Origin of the sequence: Longinema margulisiae (genome assembly GCF_025266855.1) — a bacterium.
In the GTDB taxonomy this organism is placed as follows: domain Bacteria; phylum Spirochaetota; class Brevinematia; order Brevinematales; family Thermospiraceae; genus Thermospira.
Genome location: NZ_CP053071.1, coordinates 483,582 through 507,901 on the forward strand (window position 1 = coordinate 483,582; position 24,320 = coordinate 507,901).

At 46.8% G+C, this 24,320-nt stretch carries 25 protein-coding genes and 2 tRNA genes; 11 read left to right on the forward strand and 16 right to left on the reverse strand.

What is annotated here, in order from left to right; all coding sequences use genetic code 11:
- Position 1 precedes the first annotated feature (1 nt).
- On the reverse strand, positions 2 to 220 hold the full coding sequence (locus BREVNS_RS02240) for a 4Fe-4S binding protein (protein ID WP_483427439.1): 219 nt from the start codon (positions 218 to 220) through the stop codon (positions 2 to 4).
- A gap of 613 nt (positions 221 to 833) precedes the next feature.
- Positions 834 to 2,066 carry a hypothetical protein gene (locus BREVNS_RS02245; protein ID WP_483426076.1) on the reverse strand — a complete coding sequence of 411 codons (1,233 nt, stop codon included), beginning with the start codon at positions 2,064 to 2,066 and terminating at the stop codon, positions 834 to 836.
- A gap of 77 nt (positions 2,067 to 2,143) precedes the next feature.
- Between BREVNS_RS02245 and BREVNS_RS02250 the strand changes: the two genes are divergently transcribed.
- The 3 genes from BREVNS_RS02250 to BREVNS_RS02260 all read left to right on the forward strand — a co-directional run bounded on the left by BREVNS_RS02250 (position 2,144) and on the right by BREVNS_RS02260 (position 4,709).
- Positions 2,144 to 2,548: a DUF1848 family protein gene (locus tag BREVNS_RS02250; protein ID WP_483428059.1), complete on the forward strand. Its 405-nt coding sequence runs from the start codon at positions 2,144 to 2,146 to the stop codon at positions 2,546 to 2,548.
- Positions 2,549 to 2,614: 66 nt separating this feature from the next.
- Positions 2,615 to 3,814, forward strand: a complete 1,200-nt coding sequence (locus tag BREVNS_RS02255; RefSeq protein ID WP_483427440.1) for a glycosyltransferase — start codon at positions 2,615 to 2,617, stop codon at positions 3,812 to 3,814.
- Between the two features lie 22 nt (positions 3,815 to 3,836).
- Positions 3,837 to 4,709: a hypothetical protein gene (locus BREVNS_RS02260; RefSeq protein WP_483427441.1), complete on the forward strand. Its 873-nt coding sequence runs from the start codon at positions 3,837 to 3,839 to the stop codon at positions 4,707 to 4,709.
- A gap of 42 nt (positions 4,710 to 4,751) precedes the next feature.
- On the opposite strand, the gene truA is transcribed toward BREVNS_RS02260, so the two are convergent.
- From truA to BREVNS_RS02315, 11 genes are all read right to left on the reverse strand, one after another.
- Positions 4,752 to 5,489, reverse strand: coding sequence for a tRNA pseudouridine(38-40) synthase TruA (gene truA, locus BREVNS_RS02265; RefSeq protein WP_483427442.1), 738 nt, complete (start codon positions 5,487 to 5,489; stop codon positions 4,752 to 4,754).
- A 9-nt stretch (positions 5,490 to 5,498) separates the two neighbouring features.
- A complete protein-coding gene (mnmE, locus tag BREVNS_RS02270) occupies positions 5,499 to 6,878 on the reverse strand; it encodes a tRNA uridine-5-carboxymethylaminomethyl(34) synthesis GTPase MnmE (protein WP_483427443.1) in 1,380 nt (459 codons plus the stop codon).
- A complete protein-coding gene (locus tag BREVNS_RS02275) occupies positions 6,856 to 8,496 on the reverse strand; it encodes a YidC/Oxa1 family insertase periplasmic-domain containing protein (protein WP_483427444.1) in 1,641 nt (546 codons plus the stop codon). The genes mnmE and BREVNS_RS02275 overlap by 23 nt, the downstream gene beginning before the upstream one ends.
- Positions 8,497 to 8,538: 42 nt before the next feature.
- Positions 8,539 to 8,624, reverse strand: a tRNA-Leu gene (locus tag BREVNS_RS02280).
- 10 nt (positions 8,625 to 8,634) lie between these two features.
- Positions 8,635 to 8,707: transfer RNA gene (locus BREVNS_RS02285), tRNA-Cys, on the reverse strand.
- A gap of 141 nt (positions 8,708 to 8,848) precedes the next feature.
- Positions 8,849 to 9,304, reverse strand: a complete 456-nt coding sequence (locus tag BREVNS_RS02290; RefSeq protein ID WP_483427445.1) for a Spy/CpxP family protein refolding chaperone — start codon at positions 9,302 to 9,304, stop codon at positions 8,849 to 8,851.
- Positions 9,305 to 9,581: 277 nt separating this feature from the next.
- The gene (locus BREVNS_RS02295; RefSeq protein ID WP_483427446.1) at positions 9,582 to 10,073 is read right to left on the reverse strand and encodes a Spy/CpxP family protein refolding chaperone; all 492 of its coding nucleotides are present in this window, start codon (positions 10,071 to 10,073) and stop codon (positions 9,582 to 9,584) included.
- 79 nt (positions 10,074 to 10,152) lie between these two features.
- The gene (locus tag BREVNS_RS02300; RefSeq protein WP_483427447.1) at positions 10,153 to 10,869 is read right to left on the reverse strand and encodes a TIGR03915 family putative DNA repair protein; all 717 of its coding nucleotides are present in this window, start codon (positions 10,867 to 10,869) and stop codon (positions 10,153 to 10,155) included.
- 6 nt (positions 10,870 to 10,875) lie between these two features.
- On the reverse strand, positions 10,876 to 11,667 hold the full coding sequence (panB, locus tag BREVNS_RS02305; RefSeq protein ID WP_483428060.1) for a 3-methyl-2-oxobutanoate hydroxymethyltransferase: 792 nt from the start codon (positions 11,665 to 11,667) through the stop codon (positions 10,876 to 10,878).
- Between the two features lie 72 nt (positions 11,668 to 11,739).
- Entirely contained in the window at positions 11,740 to 13,104 is a 1,365-nt protein-coding gene (locus BREVNS_RS02310) for a TldD/PmbA family protein (protein WP_483427448.1), read from the reverse strand.
- An 84-nt stretch (positions 13,105 to 13,188) separates the two neighbouring features.
- Positions 13,189 to 13,419: a hypothetical protein gene (locus BREVNS_RS02315; RefSeq protein ID WP_483427449.1), complete on the reverse strand. Its 231-nt coding sequence runs from the start codon at positions 13,417 to 13,419 to the stop codon at positions 13,189 to 13,191.
- 131 nt (positions 13,420 to 13,550) lie between these two features.
- Here BREVNS_RS02315 and BREVNS_RS02320 point away from each other — a divergent pair, with 131 nt between their 5' ends.
- The 5 genes from BREVNS_RS02320 to BREVNS_RS02340 all read left to right on the forward strand — a co-directional run bounded on the left by BREVNS_RS02320 (position 13,551) and on the right by BREVNS_RS02340 (position 18,870).
- Positions 13,551 to 15,170, forward strand: a complete 1,620-nt coding sequence (locus BREVNS_RS02320; RefSeq protein WP_483427450.1) for a M30 family zinc metallopeptidase — start codon at positions 13,551 to 13,553, stop codon at positions 15,168 to 15,170.
- Positions 15,171 to 15,297: 127 nt separating this feature from the next.
- Positions 15,298 to 17,205, forward strand: a complete 1,908-nt coding sequence (locus BREVNS_RS02325) for a WD40/YVTN/BNR-like repeat-containing protein (protein ID WP_483427451.1) — start codon at positions 15,298 to 15,300, stop codon at positions 17,203 to 17,205.
- Between the two features lie 93 nt (positions 17,206 to 17,298).
- Positions 17,299 to 17,658: a hypothetical protein gene (locus tag BREVNS_RS02330; RefSeq protein ID WP_483427452.1), complete on the forward strand. Its 360-nt coding sequence runs from the start codon at positions 17,299 to 17,301 to the stop codon at positions 17,656 to 17,658.
- 6 nt (positions 17,659 to 17,664) lie between these two features.
- Positions 17,665 to 18,222: a hypothetical protein gene (locus BREVNS_RS02335; protein WP_483427453.1), complete on the forward strand. Its 558-nt coding sequence runs from the start codon at positions 17,665 to 17,667 to the stop codon at positions 18,220 to 18,222.
- 36 nt (positions 18,223 to 18,258) lie between these two features.
- Positions 18,259 to 18,870, forward strand: coding sequence for a hypothetical protein (locus tag BREVNS_RS02340; RefSeq protein ID WP_483427454.1), 612 nt, complete (start codon positions 18,259 to 18,261; stop codon positions 18,868 to 18,870).
- Here BREVNS_RS02340 and BREVNS_RS02345 read toward each other — a convergent pair whose 3' ends face one another.
- From BREVNS_RS02345 to BREVNS_RS02355, 3 genes are all read right to left on the reverse strand, one after another.
- On the reverse strand, positions 18,871 to 19,878 hold the full coding sequence (locus tag BREVNS_RS02345; protein ID WP_483427455.1) for a hypothetical protein: 1,008 nt from the start codon (positions 19,876 to 19,878) through the stop codon (positions 18,871 to 18,873).
- Positions 19,879 to 19,893: 15 nt separating this feature from the next.
- Positions 19,894 to 20,508, reverse strand: a complete 615-nt coding sequence (locus tag BREVNS_RS02350; protein ID WP_483427456.1) for a hypothetical protein — start codon at positions 20,506 to 20,508, stop codon at positions 19,894 to 19,896.
- 655 nt (positions 20,509 to 21,163) lie between these two features.
- A complete protein-coding gene (locus BREVNS_RS02355; RefSeq protein ID WP_483426474.1) occupies positions 21,164 to 21,364 on the reverse strand; it encodes a hypothetical protein in 201 nt (66 codons plus the stop codon).
- On the opposite strand from BREVNS_RS02355, the gene BREVNS_RS02360 reads away from it, so the two are divergent.
- From BREVNS_RS02360 to BREVNS_RS02370, 3 genes are all read left to right on the forward strand, one after another.
- Positions 21,365 to 22,576: an IS110 family RNA-guided transposase gene (locus BREVNS_RS02360; RefSeq protein ID WP_483426473.1), complete on the forward strand. Its 1,212-nt coding sequence runs from the start codon at positions 21,365 to 21,367 to the stop codon at positions 22,574 to 22,576.
- A 67-nt stretch (positions 22,577 to 22,643) separates the two neighbouring features.
- Entirely contained in the window at positions 22,644 to 23,555 is a 912-nt protein-coding gene (locus tag BREVNS_RS02365) for an ABC transporter ATP-binding protein (RefSeq protein WP_483427457.1), read from the forward strand.
- The gene (locus tag BREVNS_RS02370) at positions 23,548 to 24,318 is read left to right on the forward strand and encodes an ABC transporter permease (RefSeq protein ID WP_483427458.1); all 771 of its coding nucleotides are present in this window, start codon (positions 23,548 to 23,550) and stop codon (positions 24,316 to 24,318) included. Before BREVNS_RS02365 ends, BREVNS_RS02370 begins: the two co-directional genes overlap by 8 nt.
- Positions 24,319 to 24,320: the final 2 nt, after the last annotated feature.

Sequence of the window (24,320 nt, forward strand, 5' to 3'; positions counted from 1 at the left end):
CCTACACCTCCATCTCAATACGGATAGCCACATCCGGACATACTGTAGCACACCGACGACACCCTGTACAGAGTGAAGAATCCTTCACCTCAATAGCCAAAAGCCCACGACTGTTGAGTTCACTTCCCTGGACAAGAATTTTGACAGGACACTCATCAATACAGAGATTGCACCCTTTACAACGGTCTTTTATCACCGTCACTCGAAATTTTGTTGCCATAACACGCACCTTCCCATATCCATACCTGAGGTATTTTTTTTAGATTTTATTATAATATTCAGCAGGGAAAAAAGCAAGTTTTGGAAATGCCTTGCATATTTGTACAAAATCACAATCTATTTTTGTTTGATTTCTGGAGAAAATGTCCTTTTTTCCCGATTCTCGTCTTTTACTTTTCTGCTTTTTGGGTTTATTACAGGGATTTTCCTCTTTATGCCCTCTATTCATGGGCTCTTTTACGGATATAAGAGATTTATTAGACAAAAAAAATTTTTTGAGTTATAATGGTATATAAAATAATAGAAAGGAGAAGTTTTATGGAAAACAACAGTGCCAATAGTAAACAGACAAACCCACAGAAAGAGAATGCAGAGAAGTCAATTTTGCAGTACTTTTTAGATGTTTGGAATTCTAAGCCGTCAACAAATAATTGATTACGTTTCCAACAGGAGACCTGAAAGAGAGAGAAAAGGATAAAGAAGTTACCCCTGGCTCAAAAGATTTTTGTCAACTGTAGTATACAGGGAACATTTTAGATAAACAAGTTTTTTCTGGGGAAAGTACCCTTTTTAGGCCATAAAACAGGGCAATAAGTACGTACCATCCCTATGTTTTATATCACATCCTGCCAGTAGACACCATCGATAGCCTCATCACGATTATAGTAGTAATGCAAACGCACAGCAAGAACATTGGTTGCCCCTTCTCTTTTCCATACCCCTACATCCATTCTCTGGTTTATGGTTCGCATCACCCGTTCTGCCCTTGAGGTTGTTCCTGGCAAACCATCTTCACTGTCACAGGCGAACATGTCTTTTTGAGCACGAAGAAGATAATAAAAACAATGTTTGCGCCCTTTTTCGTGAAATAAGTCAAGAAGATTCTGAATATGCTGTCTGCGCTCGCTTTGATAACCAAGTCTTGTTTGCCAGTCATTTTTGTACCCCAAGAAACAGGCTTTCCCTGTTTCAGCGACAATATTTGTCCACTCAGAAGAACGATATCTCACTCTATCAAGACGAAGAAAATACTTCAATTGATAACTTACATGCCACAAACATCGTTGAAAAACGATACCGGGATGTTTGCCCTGGTTAATCCCTGTATCTCCATCGACAACAAGAAAAAACCGAGAAAAAGAGTGTTTTTCTTGAATGGGCTTAAGAAGTTTGTCCCAACCTGCATGGTAATTATCCACAAGAAGGCCTGCTATTCTTGTATTTTTTCCTGTCAATGGGGAGGCTTGTTGCCTCTCCTGCAAAAGAATTTTAGCTTCTTCTCCTTTTTTCTTGCCCTGAACAGGAATACCCGTCCCATCGGCTTCTCCACAGGGTTTTTCTTTTTCTGAGATACTGAAATGTATCTTTCTCCCAATATTTTGAAGGTTTTTCCAGAGGGTGCTAAGACCTATTTTATACCCTGTGAAGGAAAGAATACGAGCGGCCACTCGATAGGTGGTAAGAGCCCCGGCTAAAGCCACTCTGTAGATATCTTTCAGGATTTGCCTTTTTCGCTTTTCTACACCAAGAAGAGATCTTGTGAGAAAAAGTTTTCTTCCACACTTTTTGCATTGAATTTGGAGCTGAGGAAGAGTGATCTTTCCAAAGGGCATCAGAACAAAAACAGTGTTTTTTCCATGCTTTGTTTTCCATATGAAGTGATGTTTTTCTCCGCATGTACAGGTGATACGACCTTCTTTTATTTCTTTTTCTGCCACTTCTACAGAAATCTGATGAACAAATGACTCAAACACTCCTTTGATGGCCTGGAGAAAAACCACCACTAACGTCTCAAGTTTTGTGTCAGGGTAGTCGATAGTCAAAGTGAAGGTGAATTCTTTACGCATGGGTTCCTCCTTGTGTCCTATTATCGGCCAGGGAGGAACTTTTTTTTGCTTTTCCTCATCTTCCCACTGCAGGTCTCCTGAAAAAAACGTTACCAAACTTTTGTGAAAAGTATAATATGGCAATTTTTAGTTGTGCCGAAAACATCGATTTAAGTTTTTTGGGAGTATTACAAGGCAAGTGTATTGATGAAAAACTGATAAACGAAGTATTCTCCATTAAATTACAGTTAGAAAAAGATAAAAACCAAAGACCAGAATGTGGTTGTGTAGCAAGTATAGATATTGGAGCTTACAATACATGTCCCTATCAATGTCGATATTGCTACGCAAATGCCGACAAAATCCAAGTAAAAAAAAATTTTGCACAACATAATATCAATTCTCCTCTTTTGATTGGCTTTCCTACTTCCGAAGATAGTATAATTGAAAGAAAAGTCCTCAGTTGTAAAATCGCACAAAAATCTCTTTTTGACACTGAATAAACTCGAGACAAAATCCCTTGCATTCTCCCCCTTTTCTCCTTATAATAACCCCACAAGGAGGATGTCATGAATATCGCACTTTTTCTCGATTGTTTCACCCCGATGAAGAACGGGGTTATCACCTCTGCCCTGCAACTCAAAGAAGGCCTTGAAAAAAAGGGACACCACGTCTGTATTGTCTCGGTACTGGTCAAGGGCTATGAGAACAAAGACCCGGATGTACTTCTCATCCCCCAGATCGAGCTTGATTTTGGATCCAAACAGGGGTTTGGGGCTGCCCTGGTAAATCACAAAAAAGTCCTCAATTTTCTCAAAGAACACAAGGTCGAACTCATCCACTCCCATACCGAGTTTATGATAGGGCTTGCTGCCAAAAAAGCAGCCAAAAAGTTAGGTATCCCCCGCATCTCCACCACCCATACGATGTGGGAGATGTACCACAACTACTCTCCCCTCCTTGGTATCAAACCCCTCTGGCGCACCTATTTTCGGTATTATATGAAGGGAACAAGTGTGATTGTGGCCCCTTCAGTCAAGGCCAAAAAGTATGACAACCTCGTTGTTCCCGAGATTCCCGTTCAGATCATTCCCAACGGGATTGATATGGCCAAATTCAAACAAAAACCCATGACAAAAGAGGAGCTTCATGATCTCAGGGCAAGATATCACCTCACCCCCGAGGACAAGATCCTTATCTTTGTAGGTCGTATCGGTCCCGAGAAGCGTGTCGCTGAACTCTACCAGGCTATGGTTCCTGTGATGAAAAAACACCCCCATGTCAAAATGGTGTTTGTGGGAGATGGTCCTGCCCACGAGGAACTTCAGCAAAAGGCAAACCAAATGGGTCTTGCAAATCAAACTGTTTTCACAGGATTTGTTGACTGGAAAGAGGTGTACAGGCTTTATTCTATTGCCAATCTTTTTGTGACAGCCTCTCTCTCTGAAGTTCATCCCATGACCCTCATTGAGGCCGCCATCTGCGGCGTTCCTTCCATTGCCAGAAGGGATGATAGCTATTTAGACCTCATTGAAGAGGGCAAAAATGGCTACATGGCCAATACGGACGAAGAGATGACAGAACTGGTAGAAAACCTTCTCCTCGACGAGAAAAAACTCAAAGCCTTTTCTGAGGAGGCTCTCCGTATTTCCCAGAAATTCAGTGCAGAAAATCATGTTGCCCGCATGGAGAAACTCTACAAAAAGGTCCTTGAACTCTACCCCGACAGGCTCAACGACCTCTGGGACGAAAACCTCCTTGACAGGTAGGTGACGAGTCTGTTTTCCCGGTATGTCCAAAAAGAAGAAGTCACCCTCCCCTGCTCAGAAGGAGAATCCTTCTTCGGTTTACAACCTTGCCCTATTTGGACGTCCGGGAAGTGGAAAATCAACCCTGGTAAATGTCATCCGTTCCTTAGACAGATATGAAATTGTCCATGATATTGTCTCTTTTGTCCCTGAGCCAAAGAAGAAGTATATTTTTGAAGGCACAACCCTTGAGGAATTGAACGCCGCCAAACAAAAAGGGTTCAAAACTGTTTTTGTTCACCCAAGTTTTGAAGAGCGGCAAGAAACCGATTTTCTCCTGAAAAATCCCCATCAAAGAGAAGTCCTTTTTTCCCTTCAAAAACAGTGCGAGTATTTCTTTGAAAATAGACGCTTCAGTTCCTCCGAGGAAAGAACCAAAATCATTAAACGCTTCTTGGGAGATGTTGTGGAAACCTCCTTTTTCATAGAAAAAACCTATGCCTCTCCTCAAAAAAGCAACAAAAAACGTGAAGTCACCAGGTTCTTTTTTGCCACCTTTCACGCCATCATTCAGTTCAAAAGAAGGCTTTCGCTTCTCACCCAGAAGATCAATGACAAACAGTATCACTCCCAGACGGCCTCAAATTGTCTCTATTTTTACACAAGATATAAAGATGGTGGAACCTATCGAATGTTCAAGGAAGCCTTTCGCAAAGCAAGAAAAATAGACCCTTCGCAGGGTTACTATCGATACCAGAGCCGACGCCATGACTACAAGGAAACAAGCGAATATTTTAGCGATGGGCTTTTTGTTTTTGTAGTACAGAATGATATCATTGTCACCGCCGAGCTTGTTCCAGCCGACGAGACACTAAAAGCTATCAATAAGCAGACAAGCGCCTCCCTACGAAAATGAAAGAAGTCTCTCCCTTGTCCTATGAGACACCCCTCTCCTCAGTTAGTAATACACCTCCACTAAAAAAAGAGCATGGGGAGGAGCTGTGAGAATATGTCGCTTCTCTCTTGGAGAAGTCGTGAGCTTTCGAACATCATCAAGGGTAATTTCATGAAGCCCCACCTGGATAAGCGTCCCGGTAAGCATCCGTACCATCTTGTGAAGAAAACTATCCCCCTTGAAATGAAGAAAAATCTTTGAACCCTGTTGTTCTATCGTGATGCTATCCAATCGTTTGTAGGCCGACTTGTCCTTGGAAAGGGCTGTGGTAAAAGCACGAAAATCCCTTGTGCCTGTAAGAAGAGAAATGGCCTCTTCCATAGCCTTCAGGTCAAGTTTCTGACGAACATGGTAATAGTAACGCCTTTCAAAGATATTTTTCTTCTCATCATTCCAGATCTGGTAGCGGTAGTGCTTTCCTATCGCTAAATGACGGGCATGAAAACGCGGTTCGGCTTCACGAATAGAGACAAGCTGGATATCATCGGGAAGATACTGTCTGAGATAGGCTTCCATCTCGGCAAGAGAAAGGGTACTCCGGGTGAAAAAGTTTGCCGATTGCCCAAGGGCGTGAACCCCTGCATCAGTTCTGCTGGCACCGATGAGATCGATCTCTTCCCCAGTCATCTGGTTAAGCACATGTTCAATTCTTCCCTGTACGGTACTTTGCCCCGCTTGTCTCTGCCAGCCGTGGTATTTACCACCATCATATTCAAGAATAAGATGAATATTGCGCACCATGGTTTTCTCCTATTTTCCTATACAAAAACGAGAAAAAATACGATCTAAAATAGCCTCATGGGAGGTCTTTCCCACAATCTCCTCAAGAGATTGCTTCGCCTTGTAGAGATGATGAACAATGTACTCTTCAGACGTCCCTGCGATGGTTTCGCGCTTTGCCTCTTCGAGAGCGTCGAGAGCCTGAGAAAGAAGAGCCTCCTGACGCTGGTTGGTGAGAAGAACATCCGCCTGAGGATTGTAGCCTAAAGCATAATAAAACGAGGCAAGCCTCTCATGAAGGATATCAATATTCGTATGGTTTCTCACAGAAATCCAGAGCGGATCCTCTACAAAGTCGTACTCATGAGCATGATGAGGTTCTTCAACCTTGTTGATAACAAAAAGGCAGCTTTTGTCTTTCACCAGATCCAGAATGGCCTGGTCTTCCTTCTGCGGAGGACGGCTTCCATCAAAGAGAACAACGCAGAGATCCGCCATTTCAATGGCCTTCTGGCTTCGACGAATACCTTCCTGCTCTACCCTGTCGGTGCTTTCATGGATCCCTGCGGTATCAATCAAACGAAAAGGAACATCCTGAATCTGAATCTCCACCTCAAGGGTATCCCTTGTCGTCCCAGGGATTTCGGTCACAATAGCCCTATCTTCACGAGCTAAGAGATTGAAAAGGCTTGATTTCCCCACATTGGGGGCCCCAACAAGGGCAACCCTGAGACCAAGGCTTAAGATCTGTCCCGCCCGTGCCGTTTTGAGAAGGTTGACAAGAGAAGAACGTATTTCCTCTATCTGTCCAAGAACCCTTTCGTACGAGAGAAAGGTTTCCTCTATATCGCTGTGGTCAATGGCGGCTTCCAGGAGAGCCATGAGTTCAAGAAGAGAAGAATGAATACGGGTAATCACCCCGGAGAGTTTTCCCTGAAGTTGAGAAAGGGCGGCACTCTTGGCAAGCCTCGTATGAGCACGGATGAGATCATTCACCGCCTCTGCCTGGCTCAGATCCATTTTCCCATTGAGGTAAGCTCGCTCGGTGAATTCCCCGGGCTTGGCCATAAAAGCCCCGGCTTTGACAAAAATCCTCTGGGCCTCCAAAAGAATCCAGGGGTTTCCGTGAAGCATCACCTCGACCATATCCTCGCCCGTATAAGACGAAGGAGAAGCATACTTGATCCACACGGCCTCATCAAGTATTTCGCCGTCCATATCCACAAGATACCCTACCGTAGCCCGACGGGGGGAGAGACTTTCCCAGCGACTTTTTCCCCGATAGAGTTTTCCAGCAAGCGAATGGGCATCCTTCCCGCTTATTCGTATCACCCCTATGGCCGACTCCCCTAAAGGGGTGGCCAAAGCCACAATGGTGGGTCTGTGATTAAAGCTGGATGTGTCGGTCAAGGTTAATAATCTCCTGCTCAATGATGGTGTAGATATTCTGGATGGTCCAGTAAAGCACAAGCCCTGAGGGCATATTCCAGAAGAGGAAAAGGAACACCAGAGGAAGAAGATACATATTGAGTTCCTGTCCCTTCATTGCAGGGTTTTTGGCTGTCTGGAGCTTCGTCTGGAGAAGCTGAATAGCCGTCATAATCAGGGGCAAAAGATTGAACTGATGGGGAAGAAGAGGAATATTCATCGTGAAAAGGGTATCCGGCTGGGTGAGATCCTTTATCCAGAGGAAGGTAGCTCCTTTGAGTTCCACGGAATGGGAAAGCACCCGATAAAGGGCAAAAAACACCGGAATCTGGAGAAGCAGCGGCAAACACCCGCCAAGCGGGTTGATTTTCTCTTTTCGGTAGAGTTCCATGATCTTCTGCTGAAGGACCTGCTGATTGTCCTTGTACTTCTCCTGAATATTCTTGAGCTTTGGCTGAAGAAGTTGCTGCTTCTTCACAGAAACCGCCGCCTGAATAGAAAGGGGAGAGAGAAGAAGCTTCACAATCAAAGCGATGAGAATAATCACAATTCCCTTGTTGGCGATCCATCCCCCTAACACATTGAGAAGCCATACCATGGCCCATTCTATAGGCTTCATAAACCAGGCAAAAACCGTGGGCCACCTAAAAAGCTGCCCATAGGTCGGATTCACCTGTCTGAGGAGGGATTCCTTGCGAGGACCACAATAATACTGGATGGTAAAGTTGGTGGCCTCTCCACTTCCTAAAAGAAGCACAGGAAGATACAGGGTAATAGATGTCTTTTCTACGGTTTTGTGACGACTTTCTACCTCATAGGAAGCGGCAATCCCACCGCTTTTAGGTTCTGCAATAAAGACAAAATAATTATCCGCCAAAGAAACCCACTGAAAATTACTGAGAAAAGCGGCATTTTGAGGAGCACTAAAAAGCCCCTTCTTGAGAAGAGAAACAAATTTTTTGCCAACGAGGGCTCCATAGGTTTGCATATTGCCTGTTCCAGCCTCATTGGTACTCATAATATCCGGTCTCCACCGAAGAAGAAAGGATCTCCCCTGATGGTCAATCTTTACCGCTTCTTTGCTTCTATTGGAGATAACCACCTGCTGAACAAAGGCATAGTTAGAAAGAATCTCATAAGAAACCCGTACCTCTAAGGGAGTGGTATTCCAGACAAGAAGCCCCATCCATTCGGCTTTTGTTTCTGTAGCCGCCACAAGAGAAAAGGGCAAGACATTCGTCGTCTCCTTTTCCCACTGAAGTGAACCATACCCTGCCCCCACCGGGGAAAGAAGAGATACAGATCCTTCTGACTGGTTCCATGGACCATCCACCGAAAGGTGTGAGACTCCCCCACCCTCCCCACTGAGTTCAATGGTAGCCAAAGAGGTTTTCAAAAGAACATTGGTAGGAGAGGCCTTTGAAAGAACCGTGATTTTCAGAGAAGTAGCTTCAGTAAGCGCATTGGTAGCGATTTCGCCTGAAGGAGCCGAAGAGGAAGGCTTTTTGGCCATCTGATTGAAAAGATAGAGATAAAAACCAAAAAAGACAACCATCAAAAGCACAGAGGTAAAAAAGCGTTTTTCAAAATCACGATCCATGGGAGGCCTCCTTTGAATTCGGTGGAGAGAGAAAAGCATCCTTGCCGAGAGCGGGACTCGAACCCGCACGGGTATTTCTACCCTAGGGATTTTAAGTCCCTTATGTCTACCAATTCCATCATCTCGGCAAAGGGAATGAGGGGATGGCCGGAATCGAACCGGCTCAATAGCGATTTTGCAGACCGCTGCCTTCCCACTTGGCTACATCCCCTTGTATGAGATATATATTATATCACGTTTGGAGGAAGATGTCAAATTTTTGGCAAGAGTGCCTCAAACCCCTTACCACCCAAAAAAGAAAAAGGGGCTACCCTTAAGATAGCCCCTTTCAGGAGGTTTGGTGTTTGGGTTTTTACCATTTCCTTCCCATTTTGTTGCCACGACCAGCACGAACGGGAGCATTCTGGAGTTGCTGTCTCTGTTCAGGCGTGAGGACCTTGATCATCTCCAGTTCAGCCTCAAAACGGCGCTGGGCAATCTTCTGCTGCACAGCCTGCAGTCTGGCATGGAGATCTTTTGCCTTCTTCTCATCAACGGTGGCTGCTGTCATCACCTTGTGAAGATCATAACGAATCTGATCAGCCTCCGCATCAAGAGAAGCGATATCCTTGCGCAGGTTCTGCTGAATGGTGAAAATCTTGTCCCGCTGGTCCTGTGTGAGGTTGGTGATAAATCCTATCCCTCGCACCCCATAACCGGCTTGAGGATCACCAGGCCCAGCGCCTCTTCCCATTCCAGGTCCCATCTGCCCGAACAGAAGGGAACTCCCAACAACACTCATGGCTACGGCCAACATGACTCTTTTCATACTCTCCTCCTTGCGGTGAGTTTTGTGTTTTCACCTTAATAAGGCCCCAAAAAGAAAAAAAGTTGCAAAAAAAGGCTTATTCTCGCAGTACGGGGAAGGAGATATTGTCATGGGGGAAAGAGGCTATTCCCATGTTTCAGCAAACCCTGCTTTGCTGAAACAGAGACATAGCACAAAGAAGCCCCTCTCCCAAAGAGAGGGGCAATTCTCATAGTGAGACGAATTTTTTCAAGGAAACAAAAAAGCCCCTGGAGAAAACTCCAGAGGCTTAGAGAGCTCACTTTTTAGCTGGTGGTTTTGCACCTGGCTGTTGAGGACCAGGTTTATTTCCACCCTGAGGGGCTGGAGGATTGGCTGGTCCAGGCTGCTGGGGCTTTGGACCAGAGCGTTTCATCCACTCCTTTCGCTGTTCAGCGGTGAGCACTTTGGCAATCTGCAGATCAGCCTGCAGACGAAGCCTTGCCATTTCCCGCTGCATGGTCTCAAGCCTCTCCTGAAGCTGGAGAACCTTCTGTTCATCGATAGGATCAGCCGCAAGAGCCTCTCGAAGCTGGATTCTCAGCTGATTCATCTGCTGGATCCTCTCTCTGTTCTGGGCCTGGAAGTTTGTTTCAATAGCCTCAATCCTCTGCCTCTGTTCTAAAGAAAGGCTGATTTCGGCCCGCAACACAGGGACAAACAGTGGTTCATCCGCTGGGAGAGGCGCGTCCTGTCCAAACAGGCTTCCACTCACTAAAAGAGCCAGCACAACGAGACTTATTCTTGACATAGAGACCTCCTTTTTGTGGTTTTCTCTATTCCTTTATACGACGACAACCCCGAGAAAGTGAAATAATATCAAAAACAATTTATCCTTCCTTCTCCACGAGGTACTTCCAGTATTTTTTGGGCATCATCTGTCGCTGCTGACGTGGGTTCTTCCGTTCAGGGATGGCAATACTCTGGTAGAAACTTTTCCAGAGGGTCTGGATCTCTTTCTCCTTTTCGCTTTCAAGATGAGGAAGCGTGTCCTGAAGGACAAAACCACTCGCCCAGTGGATCTCTTTATCAAAGAGAACCGCCACATCCCTTCCCACATCATGGAGAATCCAGCGTTCATGGGGAAGACGACGGCGAAAATGTGTCCAGAGATAGGGAAGAATATGATAGGTTGGTTCAATAGGACCGTAGAGCCACCCCCCAATCTCCCGAAAGCGAACCAGCCCCTGAAAACGGTGGATCTCAAAAAAGTAGGCCCGTCGTATCTTCATGACTTTGTGGATAACCTCATGATGGAGAGCACGACGAATCGTGTTCCCCTTTTCCTTCAAAAGAAGAGCATAACGAAGGGATAAGCGTTCCCTTTCAAGGTCCTCAGAAAAGAAAAGCGCCATAAAATCCGCAATAACCTCTTCGCCATAGGACATGCGCATAGCGTGAAGCCATTTTTCCACCCTTTCTGGATCCGGGGATACCTTTTCTGTGGCAAAGAGAGAATCGCCTTCGCCTGTAAACTCTTCCTCTCTTTCGAGAGCCATCACTAAGGCGGTAAAAAAAGACTCAAATCCTCCATCATGAACGATCATAGAAGACTACTTCTGGTGAAACACGTGTTCTTCCGAAGGGAAAAGCCCCATCTCCACTTCTTCTTTGTACTGGACAACGGCACTGAAAATAGTATTATAAAGGTTGGCGTAGGTTTTGTTGTGTTTGTACTGGTGATCTGGTTCATACCCAAGCATATCCGTAATCACCAGCACCTGCCCATCGGTGTAGCGTCCTGCCCCAATCCCTATCGTGGGGATAGAGACCATGTCTGTGATGAGCCTCGAGGCTTCTTCGGTTGTTCCCTCGAGGACAAGGCTGAAAATCCCCGCCTTTTCTAAGGCTTTGGCATCCTCACTCAGGCTTTCGATATCAGCTTCGGTACGTCCCGCCACCTGATACCCACTTTTGAGCACCTGCTGGGGCCGAAGACCAATGTGGCCCATCACAGGGATACCGAGAGAGACCATCTTCTCCACAAGAGGGGCTATGTCTTTTCCGCCTTCAAGCTTCACCGCATCTGCCCCGGCCTCCTTGAGAAAACGACCGGCATTGCAGATAGCCTGTTCTTCTGAAACGCCGTAGGAGAGAAAGGGCATATCAGCTACCACCATGGTCTTGGGGGCACCTCGTTTCACAGCAGCCACATGAGCTACCATGATATCCATCGTCACAGGAAGCGTGGTGGGATATCCAAGGATGGTAGTCCCCATTGAATCTCCAACTAAAATGATATCAATGGCCGCCGCTTCGAGAATCCGGGCCGTGAGATAATCATACGCAGTAAGCATGGAGATTTTTCGCCTGCCCTTGAGATTTCGGATACGAGATGCGGTCACCATAGAAACCTCCTCCTCCCCCACAGTATACCACTGAAACAAAAATCTGTCAAGAAAGTCCCCGCCAAAAACCTACACCCCTCCCACCTTGACATTGGTGACAAGAAGATGCGGTCCCCCTGTGGATACAGGAAGCCCACTCTGCCCTCCTTTGCCACACCCGCCAAGCCCTCCATGATGTTCCAGATCGTTGCCAACGGCCCGAATATTTTCAAGGGTGTGGAAGACATTCCCCGTAAGAACCACATCCCGCAGAAGTTCGGCTATTCGGCCGTTCCGGATACGGTAGGCATGGGCCGCAGAGAAGGTAAACATCTCCAGGTTGGTCATCCCCCCTAAATAATCACAGGCATAGATGCCATCCTGAATACCCTCAATCATGGCCTCAAAAGGGGTGTCATGGGGTTCGATATAGGTATTGGTCATACGAACAATCGGCTGATAACGGGGAGAAATGGCGCGGGCATTCCCTGTGGGGGCCTGTTTCATCTTCCAGGCTGTTTCACGGGAGTGAAGACGACCGGTGAGAACACCATGCTTGAGAAGGTAGGTTTTTTGCCCGGGTACTCCCTCATCATCATAGGGGGTATAACCAGCGAGTCCCGGGATACTGCCATCATCCACGATCGAAAGAATCTCAGGACCAAAACGTCTGCCCTCTCTCATTACTTCAAGCATATCTGGATTTTCTGCCAGGAAATCCGCCTCTGAAAGGTGCCCAAAAGCCTCGTGGGCAAACACCCCCGCAAGCCTTGGATCAAGAACTACCGTATAGATCCCGGCCTCAACCGGTGGGGCTTTCAGAAGATCAAGAGCCCGTTTCTTGATGGTTTCTGCCTTTGTTTCAAGACCAAGAACCAGTTCCATACCCCCATACTGACCCACGGATTCTGATGCCTTCTGCAAAAGGGTACCATCCCGTGCCGTCACCGACATAGAAAGGCCGGTAAAGGTCTTCTGTATCTGGATCCGACTCCCTTCGCTATTGAGAAACAGAGATTCGGTGGTGGTATCCCTGTAAGTCACAGCCTGCCTCGAGATAGAAGGGTGAGTGAGTATATCGTGGTAGCTTTGAACAAGCGCGATCTTTTGTTCAAGGGGATAGGCGTTTGGATCAACCTGTTTTTCCGTTACAAGAGCCTGAACCGTCGGGGGAAGAGAGACTATCTTGAAAGACTCCTTTTGAAACTGTGCGGCAAGCCTAGCACTTGCCAGAGCCTCTCTTGCATAACGGGGATAGTCGTCCCCATTGAAACTCACAAACCCCCACCCTCCTTTGTAAAGCACCCGGATATTTCCCGACTGAGTGGTGCTTCTCTGAAGGTGTTCGATAACCCCATTGGCGTAGAGAAGCGACGTGGTATGGTTTTTTTGCAGGTGCACCTCATAATAATCGGCACTTTCAAGCAGGGAAGAAAACGCACTTATCTCTCTCATGCTCCGTCCTCGATAAGAAATGAATTTTTATAAAAAAACAAAGGGACTACTCCTCAGAATAGTCCCCAACGTATCAGAGAAATCCTATTTCGTTTTGGTAATGAGGCTCTCCAGATGTTTCACCTCCTCTGTGAGAGCATTGATTTTGGATGAAACAATGTGAAAACCCTCGATGATCTCTTTACTCAGCTGACCCATGAAGGTTTCGATCTTTTCCATGTGCTCACGTGTGGTCACAACACGGCCTTCAACCTTGTCAAGTTCAGATTTGATAGCGTTGACCTTTTCCATGATTTCGGTCATGCTTTTGTCCATCGTTTTCCTCCTCTTTGATGATGTCATATCATACCGAAAAAACAGGAAAAAAGCAAGACTTTGAAAAAAATTTTTGCTTTTTTTTCCGTTTGTGGGTATGATATACGTATAAAAGAAAGAAGGAGGTGGGTATGAAAAGAAGTTTTCTTTTTAGCCTTCTGATGATCAGTGCCTTTCTTCTGAGTGGGTGTTTTCTCTTTGAAGAGGAAAAACAACCGGATGTAGCGGCTATTCGCACAAACACCTATACAATCCCTACGGGGCACTCTCTTTATTTCGTTGTGCATAACCTGACCACATCTACGAAAAATGTCGCCGTATGGGGGGATAACCTCTCCCTGCCCTCAACAACCACAAAGTCCCTCTTTGGAGAGATAGGTGATCTTTCTCCCTCTGTCTATCCCATCATGGGGCTTCCTTCCTCTTTTCCGCAGGTGATACCAACAGGAAACTGGCGTACTCAGAGCCCCTCAACCACAAAGGGGATATTCACATGGGGAACTTCCACACCCATTGACTATGGCTACAATCCCTCCAACTGGGTCATCGGTACCACAAAACTGAACTTCTGGGTAGTGAACATGGTGGCTAATAAGTATAGTAATATCACCGCGACCCTGCGGGCGATCGGTACCAACATGACCACGGGAGCCTCACCAACTTCTGTGGCAGGGGGTGTGGCGTACATCTTTGTAGACGACAACGATTGGGGGACAAGAGTCACTCCTGCGATGATCACCAACCTTGCCACCAATTTCAATGGAGCTGGCGGAATCTACGCAAAACTCACCAACGTCCTTGGGGGATATGAGGATGGGGGTGGCCCCGATGGAGACGGGGGAGTGGATAACAATCGCAATATCTACATCCTTCTCCACGATATCCAGGACGGCTTCAGTGGAAGTGGTGGTTTTGTAGGTGGGTATTACGCGCCAATCAACGACTTTCCTACCAATTATCAACCCCCTGATACTTATTATAGTTCTGCCAAGCAGATGTTTGTGATAGACGCCTACCCTACCCTCTCCTTGTATCCGGGTTTTGCGGTGAGCACCCTCATTCATGAGGCCCAGCATATGATCAATTTTGGGCAAAAGTATTTCGTTGGTGGGGTTCAGGAAGAAACCTGGCTCAATGAGGCCTGCTCCATGATCGTTGAGGATATTTTAGATGAGTTTGTTCCTGCAAGTGACAGAGTTTATATGAATGGGAGCCGACTATCTTTCTTTGTCAGTGAGCCTGAGAGGGGACTTTTCCGATGGAATGATGCCGATGTCCTCTATGACTACGGCAAGTCGTATGCGTATCTTGCCTTTTTAGCCCGAAATACAACCCCACGGATTGTGAAAGAGATCGTCTCCGGCGCTGGAAGAAACAAGGTGGGTGGAGCTGCTGTCGAGGCCGCCCTTTCAGCTGTCGGGGCAGGCAAAACTTTTGCTGAAAGTGTGAGACTCTGGCGAAAGGCAAGTATTTACAATACCACTACTCTTTCCTCTTCATGGACAGGCTACCGGACAAATGCAGCGGTCACAGGGTATGAACTTCGAGCCTTAGATCTCTCTACCTACACTAATGATCGATCATCAACAGGACCTGTGTTTTATTATTTCCGTTCGAGTTCAAAGACATTCACCTTCTATCCTTATTCTACGTTTATTTTCAAGGGAGTACCCACAAGTGGCAATACGGTCACGGTGTATATCTCTGACGACCCACAGATAGAGGTAGAGGTTATTATCACCAATTTGTAGTTTCTATTCCCGAAGTCCTGAACATCAGGACTTCGGGATATTTTTTTGACTTGGGTGGCTTTTCTCAATTCACAAAAACAAGACACGATGGTACGTGATAAAAAACTTTCTCAGAAGGAGGTTATCTATGAGGAAAGAATGGGGCTTTTGCAAGAAAGTGAGTATGGTGTATGCATTTTTTCTTGTACTCGGGGGATGCGCGGTGTCCAAGGGAACAACCGGGGGAACTTCTCCTTCTCCCACACCACCAACGCCTTTTGTATGGCAGGAGTGTGAAATAGAGGGTGAAGCCAGCGAAAATAGCTGGGTATCCATCGCTTCCTCAGCTGATGGAATGAAGCTGGTGGCCTGTATAGGAGAGGGGTCCAGAGGATACCTCTATACCTCTTCTGATGGCGGGGTAAACTGGCAGGAACGAAAACAGGCCGGTTTCAAAAGCTGGAAAAGGGTAGCCTCTTCTGCTGATGGGATGAAAGTAGTAGCCCTGAGTTATGAGGAGGGAGATTTTGGTGGTTATCTTTACACCTCAACCGACAGCGGAAGTACCTGGACAAAACAAACAGGAGCAGGTGAGAGGTGGTGGGAGGCAGTGGACATCTCCAGTGATGGCACAAAAATAGTAGCCTGTGTAGGTGATGCTCCAATGTATACCTCACTTGATGGGGGAGAAAGCTGGTATGACGGAAATGTTTCAGCCTCCTGGGATGATGTAGCCATGGCGGGTGATGGGAGTGTTATGGTGGGAGTGATCAGTGGGGATTATCTCTATCGCTCTATCAATGCTGGGACCAATTGGGTACCTCTTACCACGTTAGGGAAAAAGGACTGGACAGCCATCGATATTTCTGGTGATGGGAATAAAATCATAGCCAGTGTGTACAATGGCTCTGTGTGGATTTCTCTTGACAGGGGTGTAAGCTGGACAGAGTGTACCACCGCTGGAACAAGAGAGTGGCAGGACGTCTGTGTCTCTTCAGATGGAAGCACGTTTGTGGCAGTGGATGGAAGTGGGGTGTATGTATCAACGGACAATGGCTCCACGTGGGCAGCCAGGACCGGGACAGGAAGTCTCACCTTCCCCCAGATAGCCCTCTCTTCTGATGGTATGCGAATAGCCCTCTGTTCAAGGAATCGGTTTTTGCAGACGTCTTCTGATCGGGGAAACAACTGGGTAGAAAGGAAAAAGGCCGGTCCACGCTGGTGGGGGGATGTCACTCTTTCTTCTGGTGGAGAATATATGGTAGCCGTAGTGGATGACGGCTTTGTGTACACTTCTCCCAATAGAGGGACGGGATGGTTTGAGGGTGGACATAGAGAGACCTGGAAAGCGGTCGTCTCCTCAGATGATGGAACCCGAATGGTGGCCATCAATAGTACCGGCGTGCTTTTGTCTCTTGACAGAGGAACAAACTGGACTGTGATCAATAGTGGTGCTCTCGGAGGGTTTCCCCTTCTCTCTATGTCTAGCGATGGAAAGTTTCTGGTGGCCGGGGTCTATGGAGCCCCTCTGTATCGCTCCATCGATGGAGGAACCAACTGGACACCCCTTTTAGATTTAGGAGCAGAGCCGTGGGAAGCGCTCGCCATCTCAGGAAATGGCACAAAAATCGTGGCCGCTGTCCAGAACCATTATCTGAGGATTTCCTCTGATGGGGGAATAACCTGGAAGACCAACACCTCCGCTGGGAGCCGACTGTGGACATCAGTAGCCTCCTCGGACAATGGCCAGAAACTCCTTGCCTCGGTAACCAACGGGTATCTCTATCTCTCTTCTGATGGAGGGGAGAACTGGACAGCCCTCTCCTCGATGGGGGTAAAAGGCTGGAGAAGCGTGAGTATCTCAGGAGATGGGCAGGTGATGGTAGCCGCTGTTTCCGGTGGCCCTCTCTATGTCTCCTTTGATGGGGGAAACACTTGGCAGGAACAGACATCGACAGGCAACCATGAGTGGAAAAGGGTAATTCTCTCCCGGGATGGAAAAACTGTCGTCGCCCTCATGGCCAATGAAAGAAACCTTTTTGTAGGGCGACGATGAAAGAAGTTGAAAAAAAGGTGGTAGAATGCTATACTTTATAGAGAATAGAGAGGGTCTTCTCAAAAAGGCTCTCAGCATAAGAGAGGAGTTTTTATGAAACGGTTGGTTATGATTGGATTAGGAGTCGTGATGGCCTTTGGGATAGGGTATAGCGACCTCTCCAAACGTCCTCAAACCAATATCACAGGGCTTCTCATGGCTGTGGGCAATGAACCTTTTGTCTCCTTTGCCATCAAGGTAGATGAAACCAATACGCTTCTCATTCATCCTGCCTTTCAACAGAAGGTGAAAAAGCTCTCTCAGATCACCTATGAATGGAAAGGCTATATCTACACGGGACAGGAGCTTTTAGACGCCTCTACGTCAGCTTCCATGAAAAAAGCCAATGCCCTTGTACTCTCTAACCAGGTGTATTTTGTTCCCATGAAATGGAAAAAGGTCAAGAGCAGGTAGGATAAAATGAAAAGGTGGCTTGCCATCAGTGGGCTTCTTCTGGTTTTTGTGGGGTGTGGACCATCACAGAAGCCGGAGGTTCCTTCTGGAGAGAGATCAGGGGATGTGTACCGTTTCAGCGACCGTCCCTATGATGCTGTCAAGGGAGTGGATAGAGAATTGTACAATTATCTTTTCAATATCATCCGTAACAAGCTTATCTACTATGTACTTGAGAGTTATCCCCAGGCCTCTGAGCCTTTTGGGGTGGTCCTTGAACTGGATATTTCAGGGACTGGACGGGGTTTAGGGGAAAGAAGGCAGGCCCCTGCCATTCGCGGATGGTTTCTCTTCGAGAGGGATGCTGTCCCTGTCGAAGAGAGTTTTCTTGTGGCTTACAGGGCCCAAAACCTTCCTGAAATGTACAGGGACTTAGCCAAAGCTACCTTCTGGGTGGAGAAACAGGATAGCGAGTCATACCGGGTGTTTGTAAGGTACTGGAACAAAACCGTTATCAGGGAATTTCTTCATCTTGTGAAACGAAGTGGAGGAAGCTATACCATTGTACACACAGAGGCTTTGTAAACCATGGAAGCGAATACTCTCTGGCAGAGGAGAGGAATGAGCCTTCTCTTTTTTCTTGTGGTGGGTTTCATGTATGGTGGAACTCTCTATGAGGAGAGACAGGGAGGACAAAAAAGAATCTTTCGTCTTGAAGAGGAAAAAACTTCCCAAGGAATACGGGTAGTGGCAACGAGTACAGAGGAAACCCATGTCTTCTGGTTGGACGAACACTACACGACCCAGAAATGGTTTTTTACCAACAAGAATACCCAGTTTGTCATTGAACGAGAAGGAAATATGCTGGTCAGAAAAGAGCGTGGTATGGTGGTGACAAACTACACGATTGATGATGCCCCCTGGTATCAGTTTGTCGAGGTGAGCTTTCGACCATGGATTTTGTCAGGAGAAAAGAATAGAGGCATCTTCTGGATTATCCAGCCAGGGGTGATGGCCCTCCATCGAATGGTAGCAAAAAAAGAAGGAGAAGAAACTCTCGAGAGAGGGGGACAAAGAATTCCTGCCGTGAAGGTACGTATGACACTTCCGGGCGCTGCATCAGCATTCTGGGGAGCATGGTACTGGTTTGATAAAAGTGGCGTCTTCCTTCGCTACGAAGGAATCCGTATCGTTGGTCAACCAAAAACTTTTGTCGAGAGACTATCCCCCTGATCAGGCAGAAAAGACAATATCAATAGAAGGAAATCCTATCACAAAACCAGAAACCACTTCGTCTTCCTCCTGATAGGGAGTAAAGATTTCTCCTGCAGTACCGTAAAGACTTCGGTTGGATTCGATGATAAAGGCCGACTGAATATATCCCATCCCCGCGGAGTATTTTCCCTCTTCTATGTGGTACATTTGCTTCTGAACAATGCGAAGCTGCCCATGAACCGTAGCATAATAAGGGAAAAACGAGGTGTGCGTTCCGGAGCCTATGAGAAGAAAATAGGGAGAGAGCATCCAGTACTCATCAAAATCCTCCTCAAAGGCAAGTGGCCAGAGTTTTTCTCTTTCTATGGGATCATATTCATAGGACAAGAAAGCAAGAATTTCATCTTTACAATCAGGATAGGTTTTCATCTCAAATTCCTGCCGTAAATCAAAGCGGGCAATACGCCGGCCAAGTTCTATTTTTTTTGCAATGATCTCCTGTTTTGATTTTTCCAGTACTCCCTTATTCTTGACATGAATATGAAGCTCATTATTCTCCGCGGTCATGGTAATCACCACCTGAAGATCTGGATCAATATAGAGAAGTGGACTCCCATCTGGGAGAACAGCCTTTTCCTGAAGAATTCGTCCCATAATATCCATGGAGAGCGGACTCTCACTATCAGGAATAAGCCCTACCTCAGCCGCAAGGTGCAGAACATTCTGTTTCTCAGCGTTTTTGATAAACTCCCGAAGAAGGGGATCTACCTTGATAGAGAGGTCAGGAATATAGGCATTGAGCATCTCGTGGAGCCTTTCAAAAACAAAAGCCTCCTGGGAAGAAAAGAATCGAAACTCACAGGAGAGCCTTTTTTTGCCTATCTCTGTGATGGTGGGAATCCAGTCCGAAGACGTGGGAGTCGCCGCAGAAAAATGGAATTCTCTCTCCTGAAACTTCACAACAAGAGGAAAGCTCTCCCACTTTCCGGATGGACGTTCCGAGAGGATGGTAACCTTGGTTTTCATACAAACTCTCCTTGTTTATGGGTAGAAAAATCGAATGCTTGTGATCGTTCCCACCACAGGGGTGGTAAAATGATACGGAAAATGAGGAAACTGGGCATGCCGCCACCGCAGTCTATCCCCCGTTCCCTTTTCCCAGCTATCATAAAACATGGTATAGCCCGTCCAGCGGGAATTGTCCATTTCAAGGACAATGGTCTTGAGCCAGGAAAGATCCCCATACCCCTGATTGGTACGATTGTCCCAGGTGAGGCATCGTATCTCATGAGGGATAAACTCATGCCAGGTATTGCTGATAGTGCTAATACGCCAGGAGAGAATATCAATCCTGGCAACATCATAGAGAGAAAAGATAAGTATCTGCAAAGAATTTTGCGAGGTATTGGTAAGCACTATCTTCGGAGAACCGGCAAGCTTCCAGAGTCCTTCGTACCTATTGGTCACCCCATAGAGAGAAACTTCCACCCTGAAAAGGTGCATCTCAGGGAAGGTGTTGGTCGGGATATCCCATCTTGTGAGTTCTTTCTCAGGCCATTTTACGTCGTTTATCTCAGGAGAAGGCACAACAGGTTCAACAGGCATCTTGGGCCCGGAAATTTCGGCAAGAAGAAAAAAGACCAACAGGATTTTCATCATGACTCCTTTCTTGTTTCATTGTAATGCCAGAAGAAAAAAAAATCAACTGATAAGATTTTTCTCAAAGAGAAAAAAATATGCCCCTTGTCGTTCCACATATGAAACTGAATACCTATTTCCACATTTCTTAATGAACAGGGAAATAACACGAGAAAGCTCTGTTCTTTCACTCCCTTTTTTTTCTGTACCCCACTTCGACTTCGCTCAGTATCCACCGGGCCGCTTTTGCGGTCGTGTGTCTTTTGCCGCAAGGGGAAAGTCCTTCCGAAGTGAGGGTGCGTATCAGTTGAAAGTTGAAAGTTTGTAAAGTTTATAAAGTTAGTCGCAGGACTCAGGAGGACGAGTTGTGGTTGCCGAAGTCCCGAGGACGAGGCAATGTCGCCCACGGAGGAAGAACTTCCCCTGGAAGGAGAGGATGTGTTTCTCCGTGCCCGCAAAAGCGGCCCATTGTCCGTCCGAGGCGCATGCGTAGCATGCGACGAGGACAACACCCCTTTTGCCCGTACGGGAGTGCTTTGTGAAAGAAGAAAAATGGGTAACAAAAATAGCCCAAAACTGAAAAAGAAAAGATGGTAGAACAAGTATTCATTTTTTGTGTGAAGATAACCATTCTGTATAAATGTGGAACGACAAAGAAAAGGAATATACCCTCCTACATAAAATTCCCTTTATAATAAACCACCCATCTGGCAGGAAGACGAATATTTCCTGGGCCAGAAGAGCCCTTAGAGGAGTCTGTCTCCTGCCTCCCGTACTCATCATAAGTTGATTGGGCCAAGAAGCCCTTGTCATAATGGAGTTTTGAGTGGGAGGACCTGCCAGAAACCACAAAATCCCATAAGGAGGAAGCCATATGCTTCACACCCCAACCCTTTTCGTCGGTATCGACGTCGCCAAAAAGGATTTCTTCGTCTGTGTCCTTGACCACCAGCGGCAGGTCCTTCACTCGTCTGCCCTCCCCATGGAGAGAGAGGGCTTCGACAAACTCCTTGCCCTTCTCTCGGTTTACCCAAAGGAGAGTCTGGTCGTCGGTCTTGAATCCACCGGCGGTTATCACCACCATCTTTTCAGGTTCCTGACCTCTCAGAGTTTCCGCACTTTCGTGCTTAACCCACTTCAGACACGAACATTCTCCAGACTCTCCCTTCGAAAAACCAAAACTGACTCCATCGATGCTCATCACATCGCTCTTTTTCTCCTCTCCCAGTATCATTCCCTCGAAAAACCCTTCCGGCATCCATGTCCAGAACTCCGTAGCCTCACCCGTTACCGTGAAAAAGTCGTTACCCTCATCGCTATGGTAAAAAACCTCCTCGAGGACGCCATTTTCGACTGTTTTCCGGAAATCCTCAAGTACACCACAGGTTACCCCAAAAGCCTCCTTTCTCTCCTCCTGGCTTTCCCCAGCGCTAACGCCATCCAGAAGGCCTCTGAAAGTTCCCTCGAGGCCTTCTTCCCACCAAACAAACGGGGCAGAAAATCCCGCCTCTCCATCACTAAAATCAAAGAACTCGCCTCTTCCTCCATCGCTTCTCCCAACTTCGCCGAGGAAACCGTTCTCCAGAACATTATAAGCCAGCTCTTTTTCCTCCAGGAGCACCTCGAGAAACTTGACGCTCACATCCAGTCCCTCGCCCTTCAGGCTTTTCCCACTGAAATACAGATCCTTACCTCCGTCCCTGGTATAGGTCTTGTCGGTGCCGCTACCTTCCTCGCCGAAATAGGCTCTATCAGCCGTTTTGAGAACTACAAAAAACTCATCGCTTACGCAGGTCTTGACCCCGCTATTTATCAATCCGGACAGTCCTCGACCACAGGCCATATCTCTCGACGAGGGAACCGTCACCTCAGACGTATCCTTTTTCTCCTCGCTCGCTCTGTCAGACGTTTTGTCCCCGCTTTCGGTGAGTATTTTAACCTCAAATTTGCTCAATCCCGTGTTGCTAAAAAGGCCAATCTCTGCGTGGCTCACAAACTCCTTCGCCTCCTCTACGCCATGCTCTCTCATCAAACTACCTTCGACCCCTTTCGCCTTACCTCCTTCCCTCAGGAGGTGAATTTATAATAGTTGACTCCCCTGTTTTTTGCTATCAAGAAAACTTTATGCTATAATAACAGCGAAGGAGTGGTAGATGTCAGATCCAGCCATCATTGTTGAGGGTGTCAGCAAGTCTTATGGGAGTTTTCAGGCCCTGAAACAGGTCTCTTTTACGGTTGAAAAGGGGGAGTGCTACGCTCTTCTTGGACCCAACGGGGCAGGGAAAACAACCATGATGAAAATTCTCTATGGAAGGGTCTCTCACCTTCCCTCAGAAGGCACCATCCAGGTTTTCGGGTTGGATCCTCATCGTCATTCACTGGATATCAGGGCTATCACCGGTATCGTTCCTCAGGATGATAACCTTGACTATGAATTGACCGTCGAAGAAAACCTTTTGATTTACAGTCGCTATTATGGCCTTGAGAAACACCTTGCCAGATCGAGAATAGACGATCTTTTGGATTTTATGGAGATTGCCGACAAGCGAAAGGCCAATATCCGGGAACTCTCAGGAGGTATGAGACGACGATTGATTATTGCCCGGGCTCTTCTTCATTCGCCCCAGCTACTTATTTTAGACGAACCTACCACAGGACTTGACCCCCAGGTGAGACACCATATCTGGGACAAACTTCGTGTTCTGCTTAGAGAAGGGGTAACCATCCTTCTCACCACTCACTATATGGATGAGGCGTTTCAGATAGCGGATAGGCTCCTCATTCTCCATGAGGGCCAGAAAATCACCGAAGGAAAACCTTCTGAACTCATCAAGGCCCACATTGAACCTTATGTGTATGAACTCCCCAATGAAAAGGCTACTCTCTGTACCCCAAAGGGGTATGTGAGAATAGAAAAATCAGGAGAGATGATCCGTTATTACGCCCATGATATCAGTGTTCTTCAACACCTTGCTGAATGTTTTCCGCCAGGGACTGGTTTCATCCGTCAGGCAAACTTAGAAGATGTTTTTTTGAAACTCACAGGGAGAGAACTCCATGAATAAGACGCACCATCCCTTTCAACGCATCCTCAGTGTATGGTATCGACATTTCCGTGTTTACACCAGCCATCTCCTCAGCAATGGTTTTCCCCCATTTTTTGAACCTTTGATCTTCTTGGCGGGGATTGGGCTTGGCCTTGGTCAGGTTATCCGGGAGATGGACGGCATCCCCTATTTGGATTTTTTGGCCAGCGGGCTATGTATCTCCACAGCGATGATGACAGCGGCTTATGAATGTACCTTTGGCAGTTTCATCAGGTTAGAGTACGAAAAGATCTACGATGGCATCCTTGCCGCTCCCATTGCCCTTGCTGAGATGGTAATCGGGGAGATCCTCTGGGCTGGAAGCAAGGGGTTTTTCTTTTCCTTTGCCGTGGTAAGCGTGGTTTCTCTTTTTGGACTTCTCCGAACCCCATGGGTAGTGGCTATTCCTTTTGTAGGTTTTCTCACAGGAGTTTTCTTTGCTTCGCTTAGCCTTTTTATCACCTCATTTGTCAAAAACATTGACCATTTCAGTTTCTATATGACAGGATTTCTCTCGCCCATGTTCTTTTTTTCAGGTATTGTTTTTCCAACCTCTTCACTTCCAGGGTGGCTCATACCGATGACTGAAGTACTTCCCCTCACTCACGCGGTGAGACTTGCCAGGGGTATCCTCTTCCAGAGGCCTCAACTGCTCGTGTGGGATAGTCTTTTTCTGGTTGGAGGGATTCTTCTTTTCACCATGCTGAGTATTCGGGGAATAGAAAAACGAATGATTCAATAACA

Excerpts from the sequence above, each read along its gene's own strand:
- BREVNS_RS02245 (WP_483426076.1), bottom strand. The coding sequence starts at position 2,066 with ATGCGTAAAGAATTCACCTTCACTTTGACTATCGACTACCCTGACACA.
- BREVNS_RS02340 (WP_483427454.1), top strand. The coding sequence starts at position 18,259 with ATGAGCCTTCTCTTTTTTCTTGTGGTGGGTTTCATGTATGGTGGAACT.
- BREVNS_RS02355 (WP_483426474.1), bottom strand. The coding sequence starts at position 21,364 with ATGGCTTCCTCCTTATGGGATTTTGTGGTTTCTGGCAGGTCCTCCCAC.
- BREVNS_RS02315 (WP_483427449.1), bottom strand. The coding sequence starts at position 13,419 with ATGGACAAAAGCATGACCGAAATCATGGAAAAGGTCAACGCTATCAAA.
- BREVNS_RS02310 (WP_483427448.1), bottom strand. The coding sequence starts at position 13,104 with ATGAGAGAGATAAGTGCGTTTTCTTCCCTGCTTGAAAGTGCCGATTAT.
- BREVNS_RS02345 (WP_483427455.1), bottom strand. The coding sequence starts at position 19,878 with ATGAAAACCAAGGTTACCATCCTCTCGGAACGTCCATCCGGAAAGTGG.
- BREVNS_RS02335 (WP_483427453.1), top strand. The coding sequence starts at position 17,665 with ATGAAAAGGTGGCTTGCCATCAGTGGGCTTCTTCTGGTTTTTGTGGGG.
- BREVNS_RS02330 (WP_483427452.1), top strand. The coding sequence starts at position 17,299 with ATGAAACGGTTGGTTATGATTGGATTAGGAGTCGTGATGGCCTTTGGG.
- truA (WP_483427442.1), bottom strand. The coding sequence starts at position 5,489 with ATGGTGCGCAATATTCATCTTATTCTTGAATATGATGGTGGTAAATAC.
- BREVNS_RS02360 (WP_483426473.1), top strand. The coding sequence starts at position 21,365 with ATGCTTCACACCCCAACCCTTTTCGTCGGTATCGACGTCGCCAAAAAG.
- BREVNS_RS02295 (WP_483427446.1), bottom strand. The coding sequence starts at position 10,073 with ATGTCAAGAATAAGTCTCGTTGTGCTGGCTCTTTTAGTGAGTGGAAGC.
- BREVNS_RS02365 (WP_483427457.1), top strand. The coding sequence starts at position 22,644 with ATGTCAGATCCAGCCATCATTGTTGAGGGTGTCAGCAAGTCTTATGGG.
- BREVNS_RS02300 (WP_483427447.1), bottom strand. The coding sequence starts at position 10,869 with ATGATCGTTCATGATGGAGGATTTGAGTCTTTTTTTACCGCCTTAGTG.
- BREVNS_RS02370 (WP_483427458.1), top strand. The coding sequence starts at position 23,548 with ATGAATAAGACGCACCATCCCTTTCAACGCATCCTCAGTGTATGGTAT.
- BREVNS_RS02240 (WP_483427439.1), bottom strand. The coding sequence starts at position 220 with ATGGCAACAAAATTTCGAGTGACGGTGATAAAAGACCGTTGTAAAGGG.
- BREVNS_RS02350 (WP_483427456.1), bottom strand. The coding sequence starts at position 20,508 with ATGAAAATCCTGTTGGTCTTTTTTCTTCTTGCCGAAATTTCCGGGCCC.
- BREVNS_RS02255 (WP_483427440.1), top strand. The coding sequence starts at position 2,615 with ATGAATATCGCACTTTTTCTCGATTGTTTCACCCCGATGAAGAACGGG.
- BREVNS_RS02325 (WP_483427451.1), top strand. The coding sequence starts at position 15,298 with ATGAGGAAAGAATGGGGCTTTTGCAAGAAAGTGAGTATGGTGTATGCA.
- BREVNS_RS02260 (WP_483427441.1), top strand. The coding sequence starts at position 3,837 with ATGTCCAAAAAGAAGAAGTCACCCTCCCCTGCTCAGAAGGAGAATCCT.
- BREVNS_RS02320 (WP_483427450.1), top strand. The coding sequence starts at position 13,551 with ATGAAAAGAAGTTTTCTTTTTAGCCTTCTGATGATCAGTGCCTTTCTT.
- BREVNS_RS02275 (WP_483427444.1), bottom strand. The coding sequence starts at position 8,496 with ATGGATCGTGATTTTGAAAAACGCTTTTTTACCTCTGTGCTTTTGATG.
- BREVNS_RS02290 (WP_483427445.1), bottom strand. The coding sequence starts at position 9,304 with ATGAAAAGAGTCATGTTGGCCGTAGCCATGAGTGTTGTTGGGAGTTCC.